This window comes from Caldimonas sp., assembly GCF_046291045.1.
In the GTDB taxonomy this organism is placed as follows: Bacteria; Pseudomonadota; Gammaproteobacteria; order Burkholderiales; family Burkholderiaceae_C; genus Caldimonas.
In genome coordinates, this window is sequence record NZ_JBKBSL010000005.1 from 1 (window position 1) to 21,496 (window position 21,496).

The window sequence follows — 21,496 nt, forward strand, 5'->3', positions numbered from 1 at the left end:
AGGCCGAGCGTGGCCCGGTCGATGCGGTGGTTCTGGGGGCCGCTGCAGGCGATCTTCAGCGCACCCAGCCGGTTGCCCAGTTCGGCGCAGCGCGTCAGCGGCCAGCCGCGCTCCAGGCCATAGAGCAGCGCGGCGCGGAAGGCGTCGCCGCAGCCGGTGGGGTCGATCACGGCCTGGGCCTTCACGCCGGGGACGTGCTGACGCTCGCCCTGGATCCAGACCTCGCAGCCGTGCTCGCCGAGCGTGACCACCACGCCGCGCAGGTGGGAACGCGACAGCGCGGCCAGATCCTGGCCGGTGCGTTCGCACAGCATGCGGGCCTCGTAGTCGTTCAGCGCGACCCAAGTGGCCTGCGACACGAAGCGGCTCAGTTCCTCGCCGTTGAACATCGGCAGGCCTTGGCCTGGATCGAAGATGAAGGGGATGCCGGCCGCGGCGAGCTGTTCGGCGTGCTCGAGCATGGCCTCGCGTCCGTCCGGCGCGATGATGGCCAGAGCGATGTCCTGGCGGGCGGGGACGCGGATATGGTGGGCCTGCGCCATCGCGCCCGGGTGGAAGGCGGTGATCTGGTTGTTGTCCAGGTCGGTCATGATGATCGCCTGGGCGGTGTAGTGGTCCTCGACCACGCGCACGTACTCGGTGGACACGCCCCAGTCGCGTAGGCGCTGGAGATAGTCCTGCCCGTCGCTGCCGAGCGCGGCCATCACCAGCGGGGTGCCGCCGAGCTGGTGCAGCGTGTAGGCAATGTTGCCAGCGCAGCCGCCGAACTCTCGGCGCAGTGTGGGCACGAGGAAAGAGACGTTCAGGATGTGGATCTGTTCCGGCAGGATCTGATCGCGAAAGCGCCCGTGGAAGTTGGTGATGGTGTCGAACGCGAGGGAACCGCAGATCAGTGCAGGCATGGACGGGCTCCGGGGCTGGGGATCGTCAGGGTTCAGGGGTAGAAGGCTTCGACCGTGTAGCCGGCCACGCGATGACCGGGGGTGCGGAAGTCCAGGCGCAAGGTGAGGTCGCCGCGCGCCGCGAGGGTGTCGCCGCTGCGGAAGTCCGAGGGCAGCAACGCGCGGCGCGCGACGAGCTGGCCTTGCAGGTCGGTCAGTGCCAGTTCGATGGCCGGCACGGCCAGCGGCACGTCGGCGCGGTTGCGCAGTTGCACCGAGAGACGATAGCTGTCCGGCGTGTTGCCAGGGGACAGGCTGCTGCTGTCCACCACGACGTGCTCGATGGAGGGCCAAGGGCCGATTCGACAGCCGGTCCAGGCGCATAGCTGCTCCAGCCAGGGGCGTGTGCCCGGATGGTGGGCGGCGAGCCAGTGGCGTTCGTGGTGGGCCCATTGCAGGGCCAGCCCAACCATCAGGAGCAGGGCGGCCAGGCCCAGCGCAGCGCGCACCACGGGGTGGCGCCAGCGGGCCTCGCGCTCGGCCCGGCGCAGGAAGCTCGGGGTGGCGGCGGCTGGCTCGTCCTGCGCGGCGCCTCGCTCGCGCGGGCTGCGGCGCCGCGTGAGCGGCGCGGGAGGCGCAGCGGCCCGGGGCGTCCAGGCCGCGGGGCGCGGCGCGTCGGCATCGTCCTCGCCATGCAGGCGGCTGTCCAGGCGGGCATCGGCGAACTCGTGTTCCACGTCCCCTTCGTGCTGGGCGCCGTAAGTGCTGCGGTCGAGGAAGCGCGAGTCCAGCACCTCGGAGGTGGTGGGGGCGTCGTCCTCGCCGGCCGCATCCCGCCAGGCTGGAGCGGGAGGGCGGGCGGCAGCCGGGGGAGGGGCGTGGGCGGGCAGCGGGGCCACATCGCTCGAAGCCCGCGACAGCAAGGCGCCCAGGCCGGCCTGCACGGCGGCAGTCGGGCTGCCTTCCGGGGGGCTGGAGGCCGGGGCCGTGCCGCTGGTGGGAGCCGGGTCGCGTTCGAGGTCGAAGAGCCCCTCGAGGGCGTTGAAGACTTCGTTGCAGCGACCGCAGCGCACCCACCCCTCGGACACCTTGAGCTGGTCCTGCACCACGCGGAAGGCGGTATGGCAGGCGGGGCAGCGGGTGGCCAGGCTCATGGCGCGAATGATGCCACGATGAGGGGTCCGCGCTGTCGGTCGCGGGGCTCAGTCACGGCGGGCGGTCATCAAGATCCAGCCTTCGTCCCGGTCGCTGACTTGTAGGTGCAGCCAGGGGGCATAGGCGGCGCGAAGTTCGTCGGCCTGACGCTCCAGGATGCCGGCGAGCACCAGGTGGCCGCCGCGTTCGACGTGGCCGCACAGCAGGGGGGCGAGCAGCTTGAGCGGCGTGGCCAGGATGTTGGCCAGCACGAGTGGATAAGCCCCCTGGGCCTGCTCGGGCAGCCCGGCGTGGAGCACCACGCCATTGGCCTGCGCGTTGCGGCGGGTCGCTTCGACGGCGGCCGGGTCGATGTCCACGGCGTCGATGTGCTGGGCCCCATGAAGCGCCGCGCCGATGGCCAGGATGCCCGAGCCGCAGCCGTAGTCGAGCACACGCCTCCACTGGCCGCCCAGGGACGGCGCCTGCGTGGCGATCCAGCGCAGGCACATGCGCGTGGTCGGATGGGTGCCCGTGCCGAAGGCCAGGCCCGGGTCGAGGCGGATGATCCTCTCGGCCTGCGCCGGCGGCTCGTGCCAGGTGGGGACGATCCAGAAGCTGGGCGTGATCTCCACCGGCGCGAACTGCGATTGCGTCAGGCGCACCCAATCTTCGTCCGGCACGTCCTGGATCGCGACGACGTGCACGTTGCCGGCCCACTCCTGCGCCAGCAGCAGCGTGGCGGCTTCCAGCGCGGCGTCCTCGTCGGGGTAGAGGGCCTTGACCGTGGAGCGCTGCCAGCCCGCACGGGGGGCCGGCAGGCCGGGCTCGCCGAACAGGGCCTGCTCGGCTGCGCTGTCGGCGTCGGCGTCCTCGACGGAGACCGACAGCGCGTCGAGCTCCATCAGCGCGTCGGACACCGTCTCGACGTCGGCTTCGGCGGCCAGCACGATGAGCTCGACCATGATCTCAACGCTGGTGTTGTGCCATCCAGCCTTCCAAGTAGTGGATGCTGGTGCCGCCTTCCATGAACTTGGAATCGACCATCAGCTCGCGGTGCAGCGGGATGTTGGTCTGGATGCCCTCGACCAGGGTCTCGGACAGCGCGATGCGCATGCGTGCCAGCGCCTGTTCGCGGGTGTCTCCGTGAACGATGATCTTGCCGATCATCGAGTCGTAGTGCGGCGGCACGAAGTAGTTGGTGTAGATGTGCGAGTCCACGCGCACGCCGGGGCCGCCGGGGGCATGCCACATCGTGATGCGCCCGGGGGAGGGGGTGAACTTGTACGGGTCCTCGGCGTTGATGCGGCACTCGATGGCATGGCCGCGCATCTCGATGTGGCGCTGCGAGAAGGGCAGCTTCTCGCCGGCGGCCACGCGGATCTGCATCTGGACGATGTCGATGCCGGTCACGAGCTCGGTCACCGGGTGCTCCACCTGCACGCGGGTGTTCATCTCGATGAAGTAGAACTCGCCGTTCTCGTAGAGGAACTCGAAGGTGCCGGCGCCACGGTAGCCGATCTTCTTACAGGCATCGGCACAGCGCGCGCCGATGCGTTCGATCACGCGGCGCGGGATGCCCGGCGCCGGCGCTTCCTCGATGATCTTTTGATGGCGGCGCTGCATCGAGCAGTCGCGCTCACCCAGGTAGACGGCGTTGCGGTGCTGGTCGGCCAGGACCTGGATCTCGATGTGGCGGGGGTTCTCGAGGAACTTCTCCATGTAGACCGCGGAATTGCCGAAAGCAGCACCGGCCTCGGCCCGGGTGGTCTGTACGGCATGGATCAGCGCGGCCTCGGTGTGCACCACGCGCATGCCCCGCCCGCCCCCGCCGCCGGCGGCCTTGATGATGACCGGATAGCCGATCGAGCGGGCGATGCGGATGATCTCTTTCGGATCCTCGGGCAGGGCGCCTTCGGAGCCCGGCACGCAAGGCACGCCGGCCTTGATCATCGCGGCCTTGGCCGAGACCTTGTCACCCATGATGCGGATGGACTCGGGCGTGGGGCCGATGAAGGTGAAGCCGCTTTGCTCGACACGCTCGGCGAAGTCGGCGTTCTCGGACAGGAAGCCATAGCCGGGGTGGATGGCTTCGGCGTCGGTCACTTCGGCGGCCGAGATGATGGCCGGCATGTGCAGGTAACTTTGCGAGGAAGGCGCCGGGCCGATGCACACGGCCTCGTCGGCCAGCTTGACATACTTGGCGTCTCGGTCGGCCTCGGAGTAGACCACCACCGACTGAATGCCCATCTCGCGGCAGGCGCGCTGGATCCGCAGGGCGATCTCCCCGCGGTTGGCGATCAGGATTTTCTTGAACATCGAGTGCGCCTCACTCGATGATCATCAGCGGTTGGCCGTATTCCACGGCCTGTCCGTTCTCGCACAGGATTTGGGTGACCGTGCCGGACTTGTCGGCCTCGATCTCGTTCATGATCTTCATCGCCTCGATGATGCAGATCGGGTCGCCTTCCTTGACCTGTTGGCCCACTTCGACGAAGGGCTTGGCACCGGGGCTGGATGCACGGTAGAAGGTGCCCACCATGGGCGACTTGACCGCATGGCCCGCCGGGGCGGCCGGTGCCGGGGCGGCGCTGGTCGCGGGGGTCGGGGCGGGCGCGGCGGCCATCGCCGTCACCGGCGCCGGAGCCAGCACCGGAGCGGCCACCACGGGCGCCAGGGCCGGGGCCTGGCCGTCGGACTTCACGATGCGGACCTTGCCGTCAGCTTCGGTGATCTCCAGCTCCGAGATGTTCGACTCGGACACCAGATCGATCAGGGTTTTGAGCTTGCGTAGATCCATGGTGGCTCTCTCCAACAGACTTCGAGGTGGATTGTTGTGATCGGCGCGCATTGTGCACCGATCTTTTTTTATATGATGAAAATCAGGCGGGGGTCCGGGCCAAGCGCTCGAGGGCGTAGTGGAGCGCGAGTCGGTAGCCGCTGGCCCCCAGGCCGCAGATCACGCCTTCGGCCAAGTCCGACAGGTAGGAGTGATGGCGGAAGGCCTCGCGGCGGTGGATGTTGGACAGGTGGACCTCGACGAAGGGTAGGGCCACCGCGGCCAGGGCGTCGCGCAGGGCCACACTGGTGTGGGTGTAGGCGGCGGGGTTGATCAGGATGAAGCGGGTGCCGTCTTGGCGGGCGGCATGGATGCGGTCGACCAGCGCGCCTTCGTGGTTGCTCTGAAACGAAACCAGCATCTGGCCGTGATCTTGCGCGATCTTTGCAAGATCTGCGTTGATTTGCTCCAAAGTGGTCGATCCGTAGACCTGCGGCTCGCGGGTGCCGAGCAGGTTGAGGTTGGGGCCGTGAAGGACGAGGATCGACATGCGAGACGGGGCGATGAGGCCAGATTTTGGTGACGAAGGCGTGACTTTAAGCGCAAATCACGTCAGAAGTCGAGAAATTGTTTCAATCGACCCCGTCGGTCGCATGGGCGGGTGGTCCGCTGCTGCGCTGCCTTCGTCTTGCCGCCCTGGGCTGGTGGGGGCCGAGCGCTGAGGCTCAGGCGGTGGGGTGCATCCAGCTCAGCAACTCATCGTAGCTGGTTTCCCCGAGTTTGCGGTGCGTGATTTCGCCAGCGGCGTTGAGCGCGACCGTGAAGGGCAGGGCGCCGGCGGTGTTGCCCAGGGTCTTGCCCAGTTCGGTGCCTGCAAAGCCGGCGATGGCGATCGGGAAGCTCACCGGGATTTTGGCCAGGAACTCGCGCACCGCTTCCGGCCGGTCGATGGCCAGGCCGAGCACTTGCCAGCCCTGGGTGCGGTGGCTGCGGTGGAAGCGGTCGAGTTCGGGCATCTCCTTCACGCACGGCGGGCACCAGGTGGCCCAGAAGTTGACCACCAGCGGCCGGCCGGCGAACTGGCGCAGGGCCACGCGGCTGCCATCGGGGGCCTCGAAGGTCTGGGCGAACAGGGTGGCCGCGGCGTCGGCGGCCGCGGCGGCGGGGCGCAGGCGCCACCAGGCCAGCCCCGCCCCGCCCAGGGCGGCGGTGCCGGCCGCGCCAGCGTACAGAAGGAAGTGCCGTCGGTTCATCGGGGGGTCGAAGTCGCAGGGTCCATCAGGGCGCGCACGGCCGCCAGCGATCCTCTTTCGCTGCGGCCCCGGGCATCACGACGCAGGGCCCCGCGCAGGTCGTCTCGGTCGTAGATGCCCAGGTGGACGAGCACCGGCTGCGTCAACGTGGGGTGCCGGTCGGTGACGGTCAGCACGTCCACCGGCTCGCCGCGCCAGCCCTGGGTCTGCCCCACGTCATAGGGAATGCGCAGGTTGAGCAGGGTGATCTCGGCCGATTTGGGGTCGTCGCAGAAAAGGTTGATCCAGACGTCGCTGTGGCGCGTGGCGGTGCCGTTCCAGACGGCACCCGTCAGGTGCGGGTCGAAGCCGGCCAGGCGCTCCATCCAGCGCAGAGCCACGCTGCGCAGCGCGGCGAGTTCGACCGGCTGAGTGTCGGCGCAGAAGAGTTCGATGTAGGCGCGCACTTCGTCTTCGACCATCGCGTTGTCGGGCAGGTCCACTGGGCCGCTGCGGCGCGAGGCCACGAGCTTGGCGGCGCGGCGCTTGGCCGGCCCGTACTCCATCCCGTCTTCGACGATGAGGCGGGCGGCGGCGGCGGCGATTTCGGCGGTGAGGTCGGAGGGGGGCATGGCGGTCAGACCCGCGGGGGGCTGGCAGGTTCAGGGCAGGGTCACGGCTCCCATGCGGGCGAGGATGGTCTGCGCCCGGCGCTGCAGGTAGGGCGAGTGGGGACGCTGCTCGTAGCGGCGAGGCGCGGGCAGCATCACCGCCAGCCGGGCCGCTTGCCAGGGGGTGAGTTGGTCGGCCCCGACGCCGAAGTAGTGCCGTGCGGCGGCTTCGGCGCCGAACACGCCTTCGCCCCATTCGACATGGTTCAGGTAGAGCTCCAGGATGCGGCGCTTGCTCAGGACGTGCTCGAGCATGTAGGTGATGATGATCTCCTGCCCCTTGCGCAGGAAGCTGCGTTCGCCCGACAGGAAGAGGTTCTTGGCCAGTTGCTGGGTGATCGTCGAGCCGCCGACGATGCGCACCGGCCGCGTCGGCGCGCCGGGGCGCTGCCGGGCCAGGCGCTCGGCTCGTTCCAGGGCCTGCTGGTTGCGCTCCCAGGCGCGTTCGATGGCGTCCCAGTCCACGCCGTCGTGCTCGGCGAAGCTGGCGTCCTCGGCGGCGATCACCGCGCGCTTGAGGTGGTCGGAGATGCGGTCGGCATCGCGCCATTCCTGGCGCCAGGGCAGGCGGCCGTGCTCCAGGGTGATGCGCCAGGCCTGGCTGCGTTGGAAGGTGGTGGACTGCGGGTCGATGACGAGCATCAGCCCCACCCGGGCGAGGAAATACAACTGCAGCGACAGGGCGCAGACTGCAAGGAGGGCGCCAAAGCGCCAGGTCCAGGCGAGCAGGGTGCGCATCGGGGGCTCCTCAGCGAGCCAGGCTCGCGCGCAGCTCGCGCAGGATGTCGGCGGTGGGGGGGCGCACGCCGCGCCACAGGCAGAAGGCTTCGGCTGCTTGCTCCACCAGCATGCCCAGGCCATCACGCGCGGCCGCACCGTGCTCGCGCGCCCAGTGCAGGAAGGGCTCGGCGGCTGGGCCGTACATCATGTCCAGGGCCAGGGCCCCCGGGCCCAGCACGGCGGCCGGCACCGGGCTGCCGGCGCCTTGCAGGCTGGCCGCCGTGGCGTTGAGCACGAGGGCGTAGCCGGTGCCGCAGTCGTCCAGGCCGCAAGCTGACAGTGCCACGCCGTAGGCCTGGGCCCAGGCGGCATGGCGCGCGACGAGGGCCTGGGCCTTGTATGGGCTGCGGTTGGCCACCACCACGCGGCGCGGCCGCTCGGCCAGCAGCGGGCCCAGCACGCCGGCGCTGGCTCCGCCGGCACCCAGCAGCAGCAGGTCGCGGCCGGCCAGGTCGAGGCCGGCGTTGTGCTGCAAGTCGTGCACGAGACCGGCCCCGTCGGTGTTGTCGCCGAACCAGCCGTCGGGATCGAAGCGCAGGGTGTTGACCGCCCCGGCGAGCAAGGCCCGCTGGCTGCGCCGAGGGGCGAGGTCGTGGGCCTCGAACTTGAAGGGCACGGTGACGTTGCAGCCGCGGCCGCCGGCGCCGGCGAAGTCACGCACCGTGGCCGCAAAACCGTCGAGTGGCGCCAGCACGCGCTCGTACACGAGGTGCTGCCCCATCAGCGCCGCAAAGCGGGCGTGGATGTCGGGCGATTTGCTGTGGGCCACGGGGTGGCCGATCACCGCATAGCGGTCGGGTCGGGCGGCGGTGTCCATCAGTTGCCGGTGAGGGTGGTTTCCAGGGCCTGTTCGCGCGTGAAGCGAAAGCGCGAGACGACCACGATCTGATCGGCCTTGGCGCGCATCTCACGGGTGAAGGGGCCGAAAGGGCTGGCGGCGTGCACGATGGCCACGGCCTGGCGGTCGAGCACCGGCTGGCCGGAGCGCTGCACGACCTCGGTATCGACCACGCGCCCTTGGGCGTCGACGGTGACGATCATGGTGAGCTCGCCATAGAGCTTCCTGCCCTGGTGCTCGGGGAAGTTGCGCGTGCCGCGGTCCTCGATCTTGCGGCGCAGCTGGTCGTAGTAGATCGCGTAGGCCTCCTCGCGGGTGCTGGGGCTGATGTAGCGGCGCTTGGGCCGCGCGTTCTCTTCGTTGATGCGTTTTTCGATCTCGGCCAGCATGCGCAGCAGTTGGCGGCGCTTTTCCTCTTGCGATTGCGCCTCTTGGCTGCCTTGGTGGCTGCGGGGGTCGGGCGTGGGCAGCTGGGCCAGTTCGCGGCGCAGGCTGGCCAGCAGGCGCTCTTGCTGCTCCATCAGGGTCTCGATCTGGCGCTGCGCGTCTTCGAAGGCGTTGCCGGTTTCCAGCACGGCCGACGGCGGCAGGGGCGAGCTGGCGCGGCCACGCTCGACGTTGCCGCCGCCGGCCAGGTTGGCCTGGGCGATGGCCTGGGCCTGCTCAGGGCGCTCGGCGGAGCGCGCGTTGACGAGGATGACCTCCAGCGGGGTGTCCTCGAAGACACGGTTGAAGGCTTCGGGATCGACGAAGCGCACGGTCAACAGCAGGGCATGCACCCCCAGCGAGATGGCCAGGGCGATCTGCAGGGTGCTGAGCTTCTTGAGCATCGGGTCGGTGCGGGGTCAGGCGGCGGCGCCGGCAGGGTCGGCGGCTGGCGCAGCATTGTCGCCCTCGTCGATCTCGATGGCCAGGGCGATCGGGCCGGCGGTGTCCTCCTCCTCGCCTTCGTCTTCCACCGCCTCGGAGACGACCTCGTCCAGGCGTTCGACGAAGTTGGCATGCACGTCCAGCGTGAGTTCGTCCACCCCCGTGATGCGCACCCGCACGTGGGCGCCGCGCGGCAGGTTCTCGGTGCCGGCGGCGCGGAAGACCAGGGGCAGGGTGTCGGCACGCACCAGTCCGTCCTTGAGCACGGCGGCGGTGAGTTCCTGCAGGTCGTTTTGCACGAGGTAGCGCAGCGTCCAGTAACGCTCGATGCCGTGCTGGAAGTCGTTGTAGGCGGTGTAGGCCGCATCGAAGCCGGAGATCACCGAGAACAGCTCGGCGTCCTTGGGCTTGAAGGGCGCAGCCAGCGCGGCGGTGCGGCCATGGCGCGCGCAGGCGATGATCTGCCACTGATTGACGAGGTCGACGTAGCGGCGCAGCGGCGAGGTGGCCCAGGTGTACTGTTTCACGCCCATGCCGGCGTGGGGCAGGGGCTTGGTGCTCATGCGCACTTTCACCCCGGGCTGCAGGCTGGCCTGGCTGCGGTAGATGCCAGGCACGCCCAGCTCGGCCAGCCAGCCGCCCCAGGTGGCGTTGGCCAGGATCATGGCCTCGGCCACGATCAGGTCCAGCGGCTCGCCGCGCTTGCGCGTGGTGATCAGCACGGTCTCCCGGCCGGTGGGTTCGCGGCCGTCGTGGTCTGCCAGGCGGAAGCTGTAGTCGGGGCGGGTGAAGGTCTCGGGCTTGCCGCGCACCACTTCCCGCTGGGCTTTCAGGTGGCGCGCCAGGCGCCAGCAGAAGGCCAGCTCGGCCGGGAAGGGGTAGGCGGCCGCGGCGGCACCGCTCAGCGTATCGGCGGTGATCACGCCGTCGAGCTGGTCGTGGCGCAGGTTGGCGCCGATCGGCACGCGCTCCAGGCGTGTCTCGTGACCGCGCACTTCGAGCGTGGCTTCGTCGATCGTGAAGTAGATCGACACGGCCGGGCAGTCGCGCCCTTCCTGCAAGGTGTAGGCCTGCACCACCTCGTCGGGCAGCATGGTGATCTTGTAGCCCGGCATGTACACCGTGGAATAGCGTGCGCGCGCGACCTGGTCCAGCGCATCGCCCGGGGCGATCGCCAGGCCGGGTGCGGCGATGTGCACGCCGAAGACCACGGTGCCGGTGCCCAGGCCCTGCACCGACAGCGCGTCGTCGATCTCGGTGGTGGCCGAGTCGTCGATGCTGAAGGCCTGCACGGGGGCCACCGGCAGCTCATCGGTGACGGGCGGGGCGGCGAGGGCCGGGAAGCCATAGCCTTTGGGGAAGTGCTCGAACAGGAAGCGTCGCCAGTGGAACTGGTAGGGGCTGTCGATGGCCCCGGCCGCCTTGAGCAGATCCAGCGCGCTGTGGTGGGTCCGCTTGCTGGCCTCGACCACCGCCTTGTACTCCAGGGCGTTCTTGTCGGGCTTGAAGAGAATTTTGTAAAGCTGCTCGCGCACGGGCTCGGGGCAGCGCCCCGCGGCCAGCTCGGTCGCCCAGGCCTCGACCTGGGCCTGCTGCTGCTGTTTGCGCTCGATGGCAAGCAGCGCGGCCTTGACGATCTCCTCGGGCGCCTTCTTGAAGCGGCCCTTGCCGACGCGGCGGAAATAGTGGGGGGCCTCGAACAGGCGCAGCAGCGCCGCGGCCTGCTGCACCGCGTCGGCATGGGCGTCGAAATAGTCGCGCGCCAAGTCGGCGAAACCGAACTCGTCCTCGGGGGCGAATTCCCACGCCAGATCGAGGTCGATCTCCTGGGCCAGGGCCTGGGCCTGGGCGAGCAGTTGTGCAGGCGCGGGCTGCTCGAATTGCAGCAGCACGTGGGCCGACTTGACTTTCACGCGCTTGCCGGAGTCGAGCTCGATCTGCACCGAAGCCTCGGCCTGGGACATCACACGGCCGGCCAGGAATTTGCCGGCATCTTCAAACAGGGCGAACATGCCCCGATTGTCGCCTGTTCGGCCGCCGGCCTCAGACCGTCAGGCCGCCGGAGACTTCCAGCACTGCGCCGTTCACGTAGGAGGCCTCGTCGCTGGCCAGGAAGGCGTAGACGTTGGCAATCTCCTCGGGACGGCCCAGGCGCTTGAGCGGCACGTCCTCGCGCATCGCGGTGAGCACCTTGTCGGGGATGGTGGCGAGGATGGGCGTTTCGATGAAGCCCGGCGCCACCGCGTTGACGCGGATGCCCTTGGGCCCGAGTTCGCGCGACCAGGTCTTGGTGAAGCCGATCACGCCGAATTTGCTGGCCGCATAGTTGGTCTGGCCATAGTTGCCATAGATGCCCACCACCGAGGAGGCATTGAGGATCACGCCGGCGCCTTGTTCGAGCATGGCCGGCAGCACGGCCTGCGCGCAGTGGAAGACGCCGCGCAGGTTCACGTCGATGACGCGGTCGAACTGCTCCAAAGTCATCTTCTGCAGCCGCGCGTCTTGCGTGATGCCGGCGTTGTTGACCAGCACGTCGATGCGGCCGAAGCGGCTCAGCGTGGCGTCGGCCATCGCCTGGACCTGCTCGCGCGAGGTCACGTCCACCACCTGGCCTTCAGCCTGGGCGCCCAGGGCGCGGCACCTTGCCACGGCGGCGTCCACGGCCTCGCGGCGGATGTCGCACACCATCACGCGCGCGCCTTCGCGTGCGAATTTGAGGGCCGTGGCCAGGCCGATGCCCTGGGCCGCGCCGGTGACGATGGCCGTCTTGTCTTGCAGTCTCATGCGTGCTCCAGGAAGGAGAGGATGTCGTCGAGGTGATCGGGGAAGCTGCTGAGCGCGTGGTCGCCGCCTTCGAGCACCGTGAGCCGCGTGCCGGCATAGCGCGCCGCCATCTCGCGCCAGTCCAGCACCTCGTCGCCCTTGGCGATGAGCACGAAGTAGCGATCGGGCTGGGTGAGGGCTGCCGGCGTGAGGGCACGCAGCTCATCGATGAACTCGGGGCGGAACCAGAAGCGTTCTTCGCTGTGCCAGGCGGTGATCTCGCCGATGTAGCGGGCCAGGTCACGCGCCGGGTCCACGGCCGGGTTGATCAGCACGGCCGGGCAGCCCAGGCGCTCGGCCGCCACTGTGGCGTAGAAGCCCCCCAGCGAGGAGCCGATCACGGCCCGCCGCTCCTTGGGCAGGCTGCCCAGGGTGGCCTCGATGAGCGACCATGCCTGCGCCGGCGACGGCGGTAGCTGCGGGCACCGCCAGGTCCAGTCTTCGCCCCGGGCCTGCCGGCGCGCGATGCACGCGCCCATTTGCTGCGCTTTGGCCGAGCGCGGCGAGGAGCGGAAGCCATGGAGGTACAACAGGTCGCGGCGGGACATCGTGACAGCAAAGGCCGGCGGCAAAGCGTCGCAGTCTAAGCCGGGCGGGACGGAAGGGGTCTTCACCTGGGGTTTGCCCCGGGGGCGAGCGTGAAGGGTTTTGCATCCGGGAGGCCCCATGTCGGGGGCATGATGCGTCTATGCATGCGATCGTGTCTCCCGCCCGCTGGGCCGTGCTGGGGGCTGCGCTGGCTTTGGCGGCTTGCGCGGGCACCGGTTCGAAGCCCCCCGCTGCGGCCTCTGCGCCGGTCTCCGCCGCTTCGGCGGCCCCCACAATGCGTCCCGCCTCCGGCGCCCCGCCGGCCTTTGCCGAAGTGACCAAGGGCGCGACACGCGAGGACGGCCACCTGCCGGTCTGGCGGCGTGAGGACAAGGTCTGGTTCGAGCTGTCGCCGGCCCGGTTGGGCCGGCCCTTCCTGCTGAGCATCAACGTGGCCGGCTCGGTGGGGCAGCGAGGCCTGTACGCCGGCCAGATGGGCCGGTACTGGCTGGTGGAGTGGCGCCGTGCGGGCGAGCGCCTCCAGCTGGTGGCGCTGAACACGGCTGTGCAGGCGCAAGGCGACGCCGCCTTGAGTCGCGCCGTGCGCGAGGGCTATTCCGAGAGCCTGCTCGCGGCCCTGCCGCCGGCCAGCGCGCCGCATCCCGAGCACCAGGCGGTGCTGGTGGATGCCAGCTTCCTGCTGGGTGACATCGCCGGCTATGGCAGTGCGATCGAGTCGGCCTTTCGCCTGAGTTACGCGCTCGATCGCGCCAATTCTCAGATCGAGCACGTGCACCAGTCCGGCCGGCTCACGGCGGTGAGGGTGCGCCAGCACCACATGGTGCCGCGCATTCCCGTGCTGCCGCCGGCCGCCGGGCCGGCGCCGGCGGTACGACCGGCGCCGCCTACGGTGCTGCCCGATGCGCGCAGTTTCTTCGTCGATCTGGTCTACAACTTCCTGGCCTTGCCGCCCGAGCCGATGCGCCCGCGTGCGGCCGATCCGCGCCTGGGGCATTTCACCCATGCGCACACCGACCTCACGCGCGACCTGCCCGTGCAGCCGCGCGTGCACCACATCGCGCGTTGGCGGCTGGAGAAGGCCGATCCGCAGGCCGAGCGCTCGCCGCCGCGCGAGCCCATCGTCTTCTGGTTGGACCGCAACATCCCCGAACGCTACCGCCAGGCGGTGCGCGAGGGGGTGCTGGAATGGAACCGGGCCTTCGAGCGCATTGGCTTCGTCGGGGCCATCGAAGCCCGCCAGCAGCCCGAGGATGCCAACTGGGATACCCTCGACGCCCGCCATGCATCGATTCGCTGGTTCGTCGGCATCGATGCGGCCTCGGCGCGCGGACCTCACCATGCCGACCCGCGCACCGGCGAGATCCTGGACGCGGACATCGCCATCGCCGACCTCTTTGCGCGCGGGGCGCGCCGCTTCATCGTCGACACGCCGCGGGCCGGCAGCCAGGAGCGGCTGGCCGAACTCACCGCGGCCTGGCGCGGTGAAGCCACCCCGGGGGCTTGTCACTATGCCCACGAGGTGGCTGCCGAGGCCCAGTTTGCCTGGGAGCTGCTGGAGGCCCGCGGCGACATCGCGCCCGACGGCCCCGAGGCCGAGGCCTTCGTGCGGGCGGTCATCAAGGACGTGGTGATGCACGAGGTGGGTCATGCCCTGGGCCTGAAGCACAACTTCAAGGCCTCCACCGCGGTGCCGTTCGCACGGCTGGGCGATGCAGCCTACACCGCCGCGCAGGGCATTTCGGGCTCGGTGATGGACTACAACGCCTACAACCTCGCGCCGGCGGGGCAGCCGCAGGGTGCCATCGTCAACACCACGCTCGGGCCTTACGACTACTGGGCCATCGAGTACGCCTACCGGCCCTTTGCTGCCGATGAGGAAGCGCAAGGCCTGGAACGCATCGCTTCGCGCAGCCGCGAGCCCGCGCTGGCTTATGCCGACGACTTCGACGCCGGAGGACTGGGCGGCTTCGAGAGCTTCGACCCGCTGGCCAACCGTTTCGACCTCGGCGACGATCCGCTGACCTACTACGAGCGCCGCCTCGTGCTGTCGCAAGAGCTGTGGCAGCGCCTGCAGACGCGCTCGCCCCGTGCGGGCGAGGATCCGCTGCGTTCGCGACGAGCGATGCTCAGTGGCTTCGGCCCGCTGCGCATGGCGGCCGATCTGGCTGCCAAGTACGTAGGCGGTCTGGTGCAGGTGCGCGACCTGCCCGGCCCGCAGGCGCGGCCCACCTACACGCCGGTGGCCGCGGCCGAGCAGCGCCGGGCGCTCACCTTCCTCACACGGCACTTGTTCAGCCAGGACAACTTCCGCTTCCGCCCCGAGTTCTTGCGCAGCTTGCCCACCGACTACCTCGACCGCCAGGTCGCCGGGCCGGTGTCGGTGCCCGAGCTGGTGCGCGGCGTGCAGGCCACGGTGCTCGATCGCCTGCTCAGTGCGGGCACGGCCGCCAGGGTGCTGGAGGCCCCGCTGTATGCGAAGGCAGGGGAACGGGTGCTGGGTCTGGACGAGGTCTATCGCGGGCTGCAAGAAGCGGTGTGGAGCGAGCTGCGCAGTGGCGGCGAGATCGCGCCCTTGCGCCGCCAGCTGCAGCGCGAGCACTTGCAGCGCCTGTCCGGGCTGCTCACGCGGGGGCCGGGGGCGTTGCCGGGCGATGCCCTGAGCCTGCAGCGCCTGCTGGCGCGCCAGTTGCTGGTCGGGCTCGACCGGGCCGTGCGCCGTCCCGGCCTGTCGCTAGCCACACGGGCTCATCTGGAGGACAGCCGCACCCTGTTGGCGCGTTCGCTGCAGGCGTCCTTCTTGCGCCAGCCCTGAACGGGCTCAGGGCTGCAGCCAGCGCGCGCCCTCGGCATCGAAACGGGCACGGCGGTGGCCGTCGGGGTGCAGCTCCAACCAGTCCAGACTGCGCACACGGGCGTAGATCACGCCGAAGTGTCCGCGGTCGTCACGCGACAACACCGCAGGCGTCGGGGTGTCGATCACGCTGCCCGGCGGCAGCGGCGAGAGATAGTCCTGGGCCGCTGGCGAGAGCTTCAGCCGCGCCCAGCGCGACAGCACGCTCACGCCTTGCGTGTCGAGGTGGAGCTGCACGCGACAGCGCAGTTGCCAGCCCAGCGCGGGCGACCACATCACCACGGTGGCGGCGGGCTGTTCGAGCAGCTGGGCCACTTTGCCCGAGCGGGTGTCGGTGTAGAAGACCAGGGTGCGGGTGGGGGCGTCGACCTCGCGCAGCACCACGACGCGGGCATCGGCGCCATCGGCCAGCCCCGTGGCCAGCACCGGCGTGCGCCAGGCGTGCCGGCGGTCTTGTGCGGCGTGGACCAGCTCCTGCCACACCGCCGCCTCGACGGCGGCGAGTGTGGCGGGGCGTTCGTCGCGGGTCATGGAGCGCAGATCAATGTTCCCGCCGCAGGGCCGGGAAGAGGATCACGTCGCGGATGCTGGGGCTGTCGGTCAGCAGCATGACGAGTCGGTCGATGCCGATGCCGCACCCCCCGGTCGGGGGCATGCCGTATTCCAAGGCACGGATGAAGTCGGCGTCGAAGTACATGGCTTCCTCGTCGCCCGCATCTTTCTGGGCCACCTGGGCCTGGAAGCGCGCAGCTTGGTCCTCGGCGTCGTTGAGCTCCGAGAAGCCGTTGGCGATCTCCCGGCCGGTGATGTAGAGCTCGAAGCGCTCGGTCTTGGTCGGGTCGGTGTCGGATGCCCGCGCCAGTGGCGACACCTCTACCGGGTGGTCGATGATGAAGGTGGGCTCCCAGAGCTTGTCCTCCACCAGTTCCTCGAAGACGGCAAACTGAAGCTGCGCCAGGCCCCAATGGGGCGGCGCCTCCTGGCCCAGCAGTCTGAGCTCCTCGCGCAGGTAGGCCGGGTCGTCGAGCTGGGCATCATCGAGCCGCGGGGCGTGCTTGAGCAGGGCTTCGCGGATGCTCAGGCGCGCGAAGGGCTGCGCGAGATCCACCACACGGCCCTGGTAGGTGAGGGTGGCCGAGCCAGTCGCCTCGCACGCGGCCTGACGAATCAGCGCCTCGGTGTAGTCCATCAGGTCGTGGTAGTCCCAGTAGGCCGCATAGAACTCCATCATCGTGAACTCGGGGTTGTGGCGCACCGAGATGCCTTCGTTGCGGAAGTTGCGGTTGATCTCGAACACCCGCTCGAAGCCGCCCACGATCAGCCGCTTGAGATAGAGCTCCGGCGCGATGCGCAGGAACATCTGCTGGTCGAGCGCATTGTGGTGGGTCACGAAGGGCTTGGCGTTCGCCCCGCCGGGGATGGGGTGGAGCATGGGCGTCTCCACTTCCAGGAAGCCATGGCGGCTCATGAAGTCGCGGATCGAGCTCACGGCTTTGCTGCGCGCCACGAAGCGGCGCCGCGCCTCCTCGTCGGTCATCAGGTCGACGTAGCGCTGGCGGTACTTCTGTTCCTGGTCCGTCATGCCATGGAACTTGTCCGGCAGAGGGCGCAGGCTCTTGGTGAGCAGGCGCAGCCGCGTCACATGCACCGACAACTCACCCGTCTTGGTCTTGAAGAGCTGGCCTTCGGCGCCCAGGATGTCGCCCAGGTCCCAGTGCTTGAAGGCGGCGTACGCTTCCTCGCCAATGCCGTCACGGGTGACGTACAACTGGAGGCGACCGGTCGCGTCTTGCAGCGTGCAGAAGCTGGCCTTGCCCATCACGCGCTTGAGCATCATGCGCCCGGCCACGCTGACGTTGAGCTGGAGCGATTCGAGTTCCTCGTTGGACTTGTCGCCATATTGCTGCACCAGGGCGGCGGCGCGGTGCTGGGGCTTGAAGTCGTTCGGGAAGGCCACGCCCTGGCGGCGGATCGCGGCGAGCTTCTCGCGGCGCTCGGCGATCAACTGGTTCGTGTCGGTGGCCGGGGCGGCAGCCTCGGCGGCGGCGGGCGTCGCGCGGTCGGTCATGATGGGGCGAAAAGGCGGGAAAACGCGCGATTTTACCGGGCTGGCGCCCGTATCATCCGGCCGTCTCCTGCCTGCCGCCGGCCACCGACCCGCCCTTGCCCGATGCCCACGTCCCTGACCCGTTCGGCCCTCGGCCACTTCCTGTCGAGGCTGGCTGCCGTGGGCCTGGGGTTGGTTCTGCTGGGGCTGGCGGCCCGAGGGGGGCCGGCCGAGCAGGGGGTGTTCTCGCTGCTGGTGGCCACCGAGGCGGTCTATGCCGCCCTCTTCTCCGGCTTCGGCCTGGTGGTGGCGCGCCAGGTGTCCCATCACCGCGAGGCGGCCGCCCGATGGCTGGGCGGGGCTCTGGGGCTGGCGCTGGGCGCTGGCGGTGTGGGCGCGCTGGCGTTCTGGGCCGCGGGCGGGGCGCTGGCCGATGCGCCGGCCTACCGCTACCTGCCGGCCCTGGCCCTGGCGGCACCGTGGCTGCTGCTCACGCCCACGGTGTCGGGCCTGTACCTCGGGCTTGGACGCATGGGGCCCATCAATGCCCTCACGGTCGCCCCTCCCGCGCTGGCGCTCCTGGCACTGGGGGCCGGGGCGCTGGTCGGGCAGGCGCTGACCCTGTGGACCGTCGTGATCGCCTGGCTGGGCGCCCGTGTCCTCGTGGGCCTGGCCGGGGCGGCCTGGGCCTGGCACGACCAGCGCGGTCAGGCCCCCGATTGGCCGGCCTGGCGGGCCCAGGCGGGTTTTTGTGCCATGCTGGGCCTGACCAATCTCATCAGCTGGCTCAACTACCGCATCGATCTCTTCATCGTCGAGGCCTACGGCGGGCTGTCGGCCACGGGCGTCTACGCCATCGCGGTGACGGTGACCGAGTTGCTGTGGTTCATCTCGTCGTCGGTGAGCGCCGCTGCCTATGGCCGCATCGGCCAGCCCGACCGCGAGGCCGCCGCGAGGCTGACCGTGCGCCTGGTGCACTTCAATTTGGGGGTGCTGCTGGTCGCCTCGCCGGTGCTGCTGGGGCTGGCTGCCTGGGCGCTGCCGCGGGTGCTGGGCGAGCCCTACGCCGACACCGTGCCGCTGATGCTGTGGCTGCTGCCCGGCGTGTGGGCCTATGGCTGCGCGTCCACACTGTCGGCCTACTACACCAACTTCCTGGGCAAGCCGCGCCTGTCGGCGGCGGTGGCCGGGGTCTCGCTGCTGATCAACGTGGGGGCCTGCCTGTTGCTCGTGCCGCGTCTGGGCGCCACCGGCGCGGCCATCGCCACCTCGCTGTCCTATGGGCTGGCCATTGCCTGGGGCCTGGCCCTGTTCCGGCGCCACGCGGGCTTGCGCTGGCGCGACCTGTTGCGGCCATCCCGGTAGACTGTGGCGCCTGCCGTTTGCCATGATGTCGATCAAGACCTGGATCACCCGAGCCCTGCGTGTGCTGCTGCGACCGCGCATGCTCTACGGCCATCGCCACCCCTCGGGGGCCTGGCTGGCCCACACCCGCATCGGCAGCACCACCGAGCTGGAAAGCCCCGAGCGGCTGGACCTTGGCGACCATGTCTTCATCGGGCACCACAACTTCATCGATGCCTCGGGGGGGCTCAGCATCGGCGAGGGCACGCAGATCACCAACCATGTCTCGGTACTCACGCACTCCAGTCACCGCGCCACCCGGCTGATGGGGCGCGACTATTTCGGCGACCCGCAGCCCTTGGGCTTCGTGCGCCAACCCACCGTGATCGGCCCCTATTGCTTCATCGGCGCCCACAGCGTTGTCATGCCCGGCAGCCGCCTGGGCCGGGGCGTGCTGGTGCGCGCCTTCAGCTACGTGGACGGCGAGTTCCCCGACTACGCCATCGTGGCGGGCCAGCCGGCCCGCGTGGTCGGCGACGTGCGAGACGGCGACGCCGCCTGGATCGAGCGCTACCCGCAGGCCCAGGCCACTTATTGCGGCCAGGGCTGGCCTGGACGATGAACGACCCCCACCTGCTGTTCGTGGCCGATGCCACCAGCGTGCACACGCGCCGCTGGGTGGGCGCGATCGCACAGCGCGGCTTTCGCTGCAGCGTGATCTCGCGCCATGCAGGCGAGGTGCCGGGCGCGCAAGTGCATGCGCTGGACACACCGGACGGCCATTGGCCCTGGTTCGCAGCGCTGCCGCGCGTGCGCGCGCTGGCCCGCTCGCTGCGGCCCGACCTGGTGCACGGCCACTACCTCACCTCCTACGGCTTCTGGGCGGCTTGCGTGGGCCACCATCCCCTGGTGCTGTCGGCCTGGGGCTCGGACGTGCTGGTGAGCCCGCGCGCGAGCCGCCTCGTGCACGCGCTCACCGGCTGGACGCTGCGCCGCGCCGACCTCGTCACCGCCGACAGCCAGGACATGCTCGAGGCCATTGCCGCCTACCGCCCGCGCGCGGCCCTTCACCAGGTGCTCTGGGGGGTGGACACGACCAAGTTCGTCGCGGTCCACAAGGCGCCGAGCCCGCTGCGCGTGGTGAGCCTGCGCAACTGGGAGCCCAACTACCGCATCGACCTCGTTCTGCACGCCGTGGCCCAGCTGCGCGAGCGCCGGCCGGCGCTGCCCGTGGAGCTGCACCTGTGTGGCGGCGGTCCGCTGGAGTCGGCGCTGCGCGCCCAAGCCGAATCGCTGGGCCTGCAAGGTGTGGTGCATTGGCACGGCCGGGTCGATGAAGACCGCCTGGCCGAGATCGTGCGCCACGCCCATCTGGCCGTCTCGGTGCCCGAGAGCGACGCCACCTCGGTGGCCTTGCTGGAAGCCATGGCTGCCGGCCTGGCGGTGATCGTCTCCGACCTGCCGGCCAACCGCCAGTGGGTCGATGGCCGCGGCGGGCGCCGGGTGCCGGTGGGCGACGGCGAGGCGCTGGCCCAGGCCCTGGTCGAACTCGCCGGCGACGGGCAGGCGTTGCAGGCCATGGGCCGCCACAACCGCCGCCGCGTGGTGCCCGAGGTGTCGCGCGACGAGCAGATGGACCGCATGGCCACGCTGTACCGCCAGCTGCTGGCCCAGGGGGGGCGGTGATGCCCACCGTCTCGGTGATCGTGCCTTGCCGCAACGAGCGCGCCCACCTCGAGGCCTTCTGCGCCTCGCTGCGTGCTCAGCAGCTCCCCGAGGGCTGGACGATGGAGGTGCTGGTGGCCGACGGCGACAGCGACGATGGCAGCCGCGCCTGGCTGGACGCGAACGCCAGCCACTACGGACTGCAAGTGGTGGACAACCCTCGGCGCATCGTCTCTACCGGCTTGAACCGCGCGTTGGCGGCGAGCCGGGGCGAGGTGATCGTGCGCATGGACGTGCACACCACCTATGCCGGCGACTACATCGCCCAATGCCTGGCGGCCTTGCAGACCAGCGGGGCCGACAATGTGGGCGGCCCCTGGCGGGCGCAAGGCGAGGGCGGGCTGTCCTCGGCCATCGCTGCGGCTTTCCAGTCGCGCTGGCTGGCCGGCGGCGCCCGCTCCCGCCAGGTCGAGTACAGCGGCTGGGTCGACACCGTCTACCTGGGCTGCTGGCCGCGCGCCACCTTCGAGCGCTTCGGCGGCTTCGACGAGACACTCGTGCGCAACCAGGACGACGAGCACAACCTGCGTATCACGCGCGGCGGCGGGCGCATCTGGCAGTCCGCCGCGATCCGCAGCGCCTACCGCCCGCGTGATTCTCTGGCGGCGCTGTGGCGGCAGTACCAGCAGTACGGCTACTGGAAGCCCTTCGTGATCCGCAAGCACGGCGGAGCGGCCTCATGGCGTCACTGGCTGCCCGGCGCTCTGGTGCTGGGCCTGGCGGGCAGTGCGCTGTCGAGTCTGCTTGGCGCCCCGGGCTGGGCGAGCGTGCTGCTGCCCGGGCTCTACCTGGCGGCGGTGCTGGCGGCCTCGCTCGCGATCGCGGTCCGCACGCGCTGGTCGCACCTGCGCTGGCTGCCACTGGTGATCCCAACCTGCCACCTGGGCTACGGCCTGGGCTTCCTGCTCGGGGGCCTCGATGCCTGGCGCGGGCAGCGGCCCCGTGCACGCATGGGGCGGCTCAGCCGTTGAG

Annotated in this window: 21 protein-coding genes; 5 read left to right on the forward strand and 16 right to left on the reverse strand. The window is 70.1% G+C overall.

All coding sequences use genetic code 11. The features are described from left to right. From ACK4ZD_RS02750 to ACK4ZD_RS02815, 14 genes are all read right to left on the reverse strand, one after another. Positions 1–902, reverse strand: a 902-nt coding sequence (locus ACK4ZD_RS02750) for a carbohydrate kinase family protein (protein ID WP_409658466.1), incomplete at its 3' end; no start/stop codon positions are given. A 32-nt stretch (positions 903–934) separates the two neighbouring features. Then, positions 935–2,035: a zinc-ribbon and DUF3426 domain-containing protein gene (locus ACK4ZD_RS02755; RefSeq protein WP_409658469.1), complete on the reverse strand. Its 1,101-nt coding sequence runs from the start codon at positions 2,033–2,035 to the stop codon at positions 935–937. Between the two features lie 48 nt (positions 2,036–2,083). After that, entirely contained in the window at positions 2,084–2,980 is an 897-nt protein-coding gene (gene prmA, locus ACK4ZD_RS02760) for a 50S ribosomal protein L11 methyltransferase (RefSeq protein WP_409658472.1), read from the reverse strand. A gap of 4 nt (positions 2,981–2,984) precedes the next feature. Next, entirely contained in the window at positions 2,985–4,334 is a 1,350-nt protein-coding gene (gene accC, locus ACK4ZD_RS02765) for an acetyl-CoA carboxylase biotin carboxylase subunit (RefSeq protein ID WP_409658475.1), read from the reverse strand. 10 nt (positions 4,335–4,344) lie between these two features. Continuing rightward, on the reverse strand, positions 4,345–4,815 hold the full coding sequence (gene accB / locus ACK4ZD_RS02770) for an acetyl-CoA carboxylase biotin carboxyl carrier protein (RefSeq protein WP_409658478.1): 471 nt from the start codon (positions 4,813–4,815) through the stop codon (positions 4,345–4,347). A gap of 82 nt (positions 4,816–4,897) precedes the next feature. Beyond that, positions 4,898–5,344 carry a type II 3-dehydroquinate dehydratase gene (gene aroQ / locus ACK4ZD_RS02775; protein WP_409658481.1) on the reverse strand — a complete coding sequence of 149 codons (447 nt, stop codon included), beginning with the start codon at positions 5,342–5,344 and terminating at the stop codon, positions 4,898–4,900. Between the two features lie 175 nt (positions 5,345–5,519). Next, positions 5,520–6,047, reverse strand: a complete 528-nt coding sequence (locus ACK4ZD_RS02780; protein WP_409658484.1) for a TlpA disulfide reductase family protein — start codon at positions 6,045–6,047, stop codon at positions 5,520–5,522. Beyond that, positions 6,044–6,658: a hypothetical protein gene (locus ACK4ZD_RS02785; protein ID WP_409658487.1), complete on the reverse strand. Its 615-nt coding sequence runs from the start codon at positions 6,656–6,658 to the stop codon at positions 6,044–6,046. Before ACK4ZD_RS02785 ends, ACK4ZD_RS02780 begins: the two co-directional genes overlap by 4 nt. Before the next feature lie 30 nt (positions 6,659–6,688). Then, positions 6,689–7,435: a monofunctional biosynthetic peptidoglycan transglycosylase gene (gene mtgA / locus ACK4ZD_RS02790; RefSeq protein ID WP_409658490.1), complete on the reverse strand. Its 747-nt coding sequence runs from the start codon at positions 7,433–7,435 to the stop codon at positions 6,689–6,691. 10 nt (positions 7,436–7,445) lie between these two features. Next, positions 7,446–8,294, reverse strand: a complete 849-nt coding sequence (aroE, locus tag ACK4ZD_RS02795; RefSeq protein WP_409658493.1) for a shikimate dehydrogenase — start codon at positions 8,292–8,294, stop codon at positions 7,446–7,448. Next, entirely contained in the window at positions 8,294–9,145 is an 852-nt protein-coding gene (locus tag ACK4ZD_RS02800; protein WP_409658496.1) for a TonB family protein, read from the reverse strand. Before ACK4ZD_RS02800 ends, aroE begins: the two co-directional genes overlap by 1 nt. A gap of 15 nt (positions 9,146–9,160) precedes the next feature. After that, positions 9,161–11,197 carry a ribonuclease catalytic domain-containing protein gene (locus tag ACK4ZD_RS02805; protein ID WP_409658499.1) on the reverse strand — a complete coding sequence of 679 codons (2,037 nt, stop codon included), beginning with the start codon at positions 11,195–11,197 and terminating at the stop codon, positions 9,161–9,163. Positions 11,198–11,228: 31 nt separating this feature from the next. After that, a complete protein-coding gene (gene fabG / locus ACK4ZD_RS02810) occupies positions 11,229–11,969 on the reverse strand; it encodes a 3-oxoacyl-ACP reductase FabG (protein WP_409658502.1) in 741 nt (246 codons plus the stop codon). Beyond that, the gene (locus ACK4ZD_RS02815; protein ID WP_409658505.1) at positions 11,966–12,556 is read right to left on the reverse strand and encodes a YqiA/YcfP family alpha/beta fold hydrolase; all 591 of its coding nucleotides are present in this window, start codon (positions 12,554–12,556) and stop codon (positions 11,966–11,968) included. The genes fabG and ACK4ZD_RS02815 overlap by 4 nt, the downstream gene beginning before the upstream one ends. 275 nt (positions 12,557–12,831) lie before the next feature. Between ACK4ZD_RS02815 and ACK4ZD_RS02820 the strand changes: the two genes are divergently transcribed. Next, positions 12,832–15,369, forward strand: coding sequence for a zinc-dependent metalloprotease (locus ACK4ZD_RS02820; protein WP_409658508.1), 2,538 nt, complete (start codon positions 12,832–12,834; stop codon positions 15,367–15,369). 6 nt (positions 15,370–15,375) lie between these two features. Here the strand turns inward: ACK4ZD_RS02820 and ACK4ZD_RS02825 are convergent, their stop codons facing one another. Together ACK4ZD_RS02825 and lysS are read right to left on the reverse strand one after the other, a co-directional pair. Continuing rightward, complete coding sequence (locus tag ACK4ZD_RS02825; protein ID WP_409658511.1) at positions 15,376–15,939, reverse strand: pyridoxamine 5'-phosphate oxidase family protein; 564 nt, start codon at positions 15,937–15,939, stop codon at positions 15,376–15,378. Positions 15,940–15,949: 10 nt separating this feature from the next. After that, positions 15,950–17,476, reverse strand: a complete 1,527-nt coding sequence (gene lysS / locus ACK4ZD_RS02830; protein WP_409658514.1) for a lysine--tRNA ligase — start codon at positions 17,474–17,476, stop codon at positions 15,950–15,952. Between the two features lie 102 nt (positions 17,477–17,578). Between lysS and ACK4ZD_RS02835 the strand changes: the two genes are divergently transcribed. Genes ACK4ZD_RS02835 through ACK4ZD_RS02850 form a run of 4 tightly spaced genes read left to right on the forward strand, consistent with a single transcriptional unit; the run spans position 17,579 to position 21,495 of the window. Then, positions 17,579–18,820 carry a lipopolysaccharide biosynthesis protein gene (locus ACK4ZD_RS02835; protein ID WP_409658517.1) on the forward strand — a complete coding sequence of 414 codons (1,242 nt, stop codon included), beginning with the start codon at positions 17,579–17,581 and terminating at the stop codon, positions 18,818–18,820. A 22-nt stretch (positions 18,821–18,842) separates the two neighbouring features. Continuing rightward, positions 18,843–19,421 (forward strand): acyltransferase, encoded by a 579-nt coding sequence (locus tag ACK4ZD_RS02840; RefSeq protein ID WP_409658520.1) that lies wholly within the window; start codon positions 18,843–18,845, stop codon positions 19,419–19,421. Next, entirely contained in the window at positions 19,418–20,485 is a 1,068-nt protein-coding gene (locus tag ACK4ZD_RS02845) for a glycosyltransferase (protein WP_409658523.1), read from the forward strand. Before ACK4ZD_RS02840 ends, ACK4ZD_RS02845 begins: the two co-directional genes overlap by 4 nt. Next, positions 20,485–21,495, forward strand: coding sequence for a glycosyltransferase family 2 protein (locus tag ACK4ZD_RS02850; RefSeq protein WP_409658526.1), 1,011 nt, complete (start codon positions 20,485–20,487; stop codon positions 21,493–21,495). The genes ACK4ZD_RS02845 and ACK4ZD_RS02850 overlap by 1 nt, the downstream gene beginning before the upstream one ends. The last annotated feature ends 1 nt before the right edge of the window (position 21,496 follow it).

Coding starts and splice junctions, on each gene's coding strand:
- aroE (WP_409658493.1), bottom strand. CDS start 8,294: ATGGACACCGCCGCCCGACCCGACCGCTATGCGGTGATCGGCCACCCC.
- ACK4ZD_RS02845 (WP_409658523.1), top strand. CDS start 19,418: ATGAACGACCCCCACCTGCTGTTCGTGGCCGATGCCACCAGCGTGCAC.
- ACK4ZD_RS02780 (WP_409658484.1), bottom strand. CDS start 6,047: ATGAACCGACGGCACTTCCTTCTGTACGCTGGCGCGGCCGGCACCGCC.
- aroQ (WP_409658481.1), bottom strand. CDS start 5,344: ATGTCGATCCTCGTCCTTCACGGCCCCAACCTCAACCTGCTCGGCACC.
- fabG (WP_409658502.1), bottom strand. CDS start 11,969: ATGAGACTGCAAGACAAGACGGCCATCGTCACCGGCGCGGCCCAGGGC.
- ACK4ZD_RS02825 (WP_409658511.1), bottom strand. CDS start 15,939: ATGACCCGCGACGAACGCCCCGCCACACTCGCCGCCGTCGAGGCGGCG.
- accB (WP_409658478.1), bottom strand. CDS start 4,815: ATGGATCTACGCAAGCTCAAAACCCTGATCGATCTGGTGTCCGAGTCG.
- prmA (WP_409658472.1), bottom strand. CDS start 2,980: ATGGTCGAGCTCATCGTGCTGGCCGCCGAAGCCGACGTCGAGACGGTG.
- lysS (WP_409658514.1), bottom strand. CDS start 17,476: ATGACCGACCGCGCGACGCCCGCCGCCGCCGAGGCTGCCGCCCCGGCC.
- ACK4ZD_RS02785 (WP_409658487.1), bottom strand. CDS start 6,658: ATGCCCCCCTCCGACCTCACCGCCGAAATCGCCGCCGCCGCCGCCCGC.
- ACK4ZD_RS02835 (WP_409658517.1), top strand. CDS start 17,579: ATGCCCACGTCCCTGACCCGTTCGGCCCTCGGCCACTTCCTGTCGAGG.
- ACK4ZD_RS02800 (WP_409658496.1), bottom strand. CDS start 9,145: ATGCTCAAGAAGCTCAGCACCCTGCAGATCGCCCTGGCCATCTCGCTG.
- ACK4ZD_RS02840 (WP_409658520.1), top strand. CDS start 18,843: ATGATGTCGATCAAGACCTGGATCACCCGAGCCCTGCGTGTGCTGCTG.
- mtgA (WP_409658490.1), bottom strand. CDS start 7,435: ATGCGCACCCTGCTCGCCTGGACCTGGCGCTTTGGCGCCCTCCTTGCA.
- accC (WP_409658475.1), bottom strand. CDS start 4,334: ATGTTCAAGAAAATCCTGATCGCCAACCGCGGGGAGATCGCCCTGCGG.
- ACK4ZD_RS02815 (WP_409658505.1), bottom strand. CDS start 12,556: ATGTCCCGCCGCGACCTGTTGTACCTCCATGGCTTCCGCTCCTCGCCG.
- ACK4ZD_RS02755 (WP_409658469.1), bottom strand. CDS start 2,035: ATGAGCCTGGCCACCCGCTGCCCCGCCTGCCATACCGCCTTCCGCGTG.
- ACK4ZD_RS02850 (WP_409658526.1), top strand. CDS start 20,485: ATGCCCACCGTCTCGGTGATCGTGCCTTGCCGCAACGAGCGCGCCCAC.
- ACK4ZD_RS02805 (WP_409658499.1), bottom strand. CDS start 11,197: ATGTTCGCCCTGTTTGAAGATGCCGGCAAATTCCTGGCCGGCCGTGTG.
- ACK4ZD_RS02820 (WP_409658508.1), top strand. CDS start 12,832: ATGCGTCCCGCCTCCGGCGCCCCGCCGGCCTTTGCCGAAGTGACCAAG.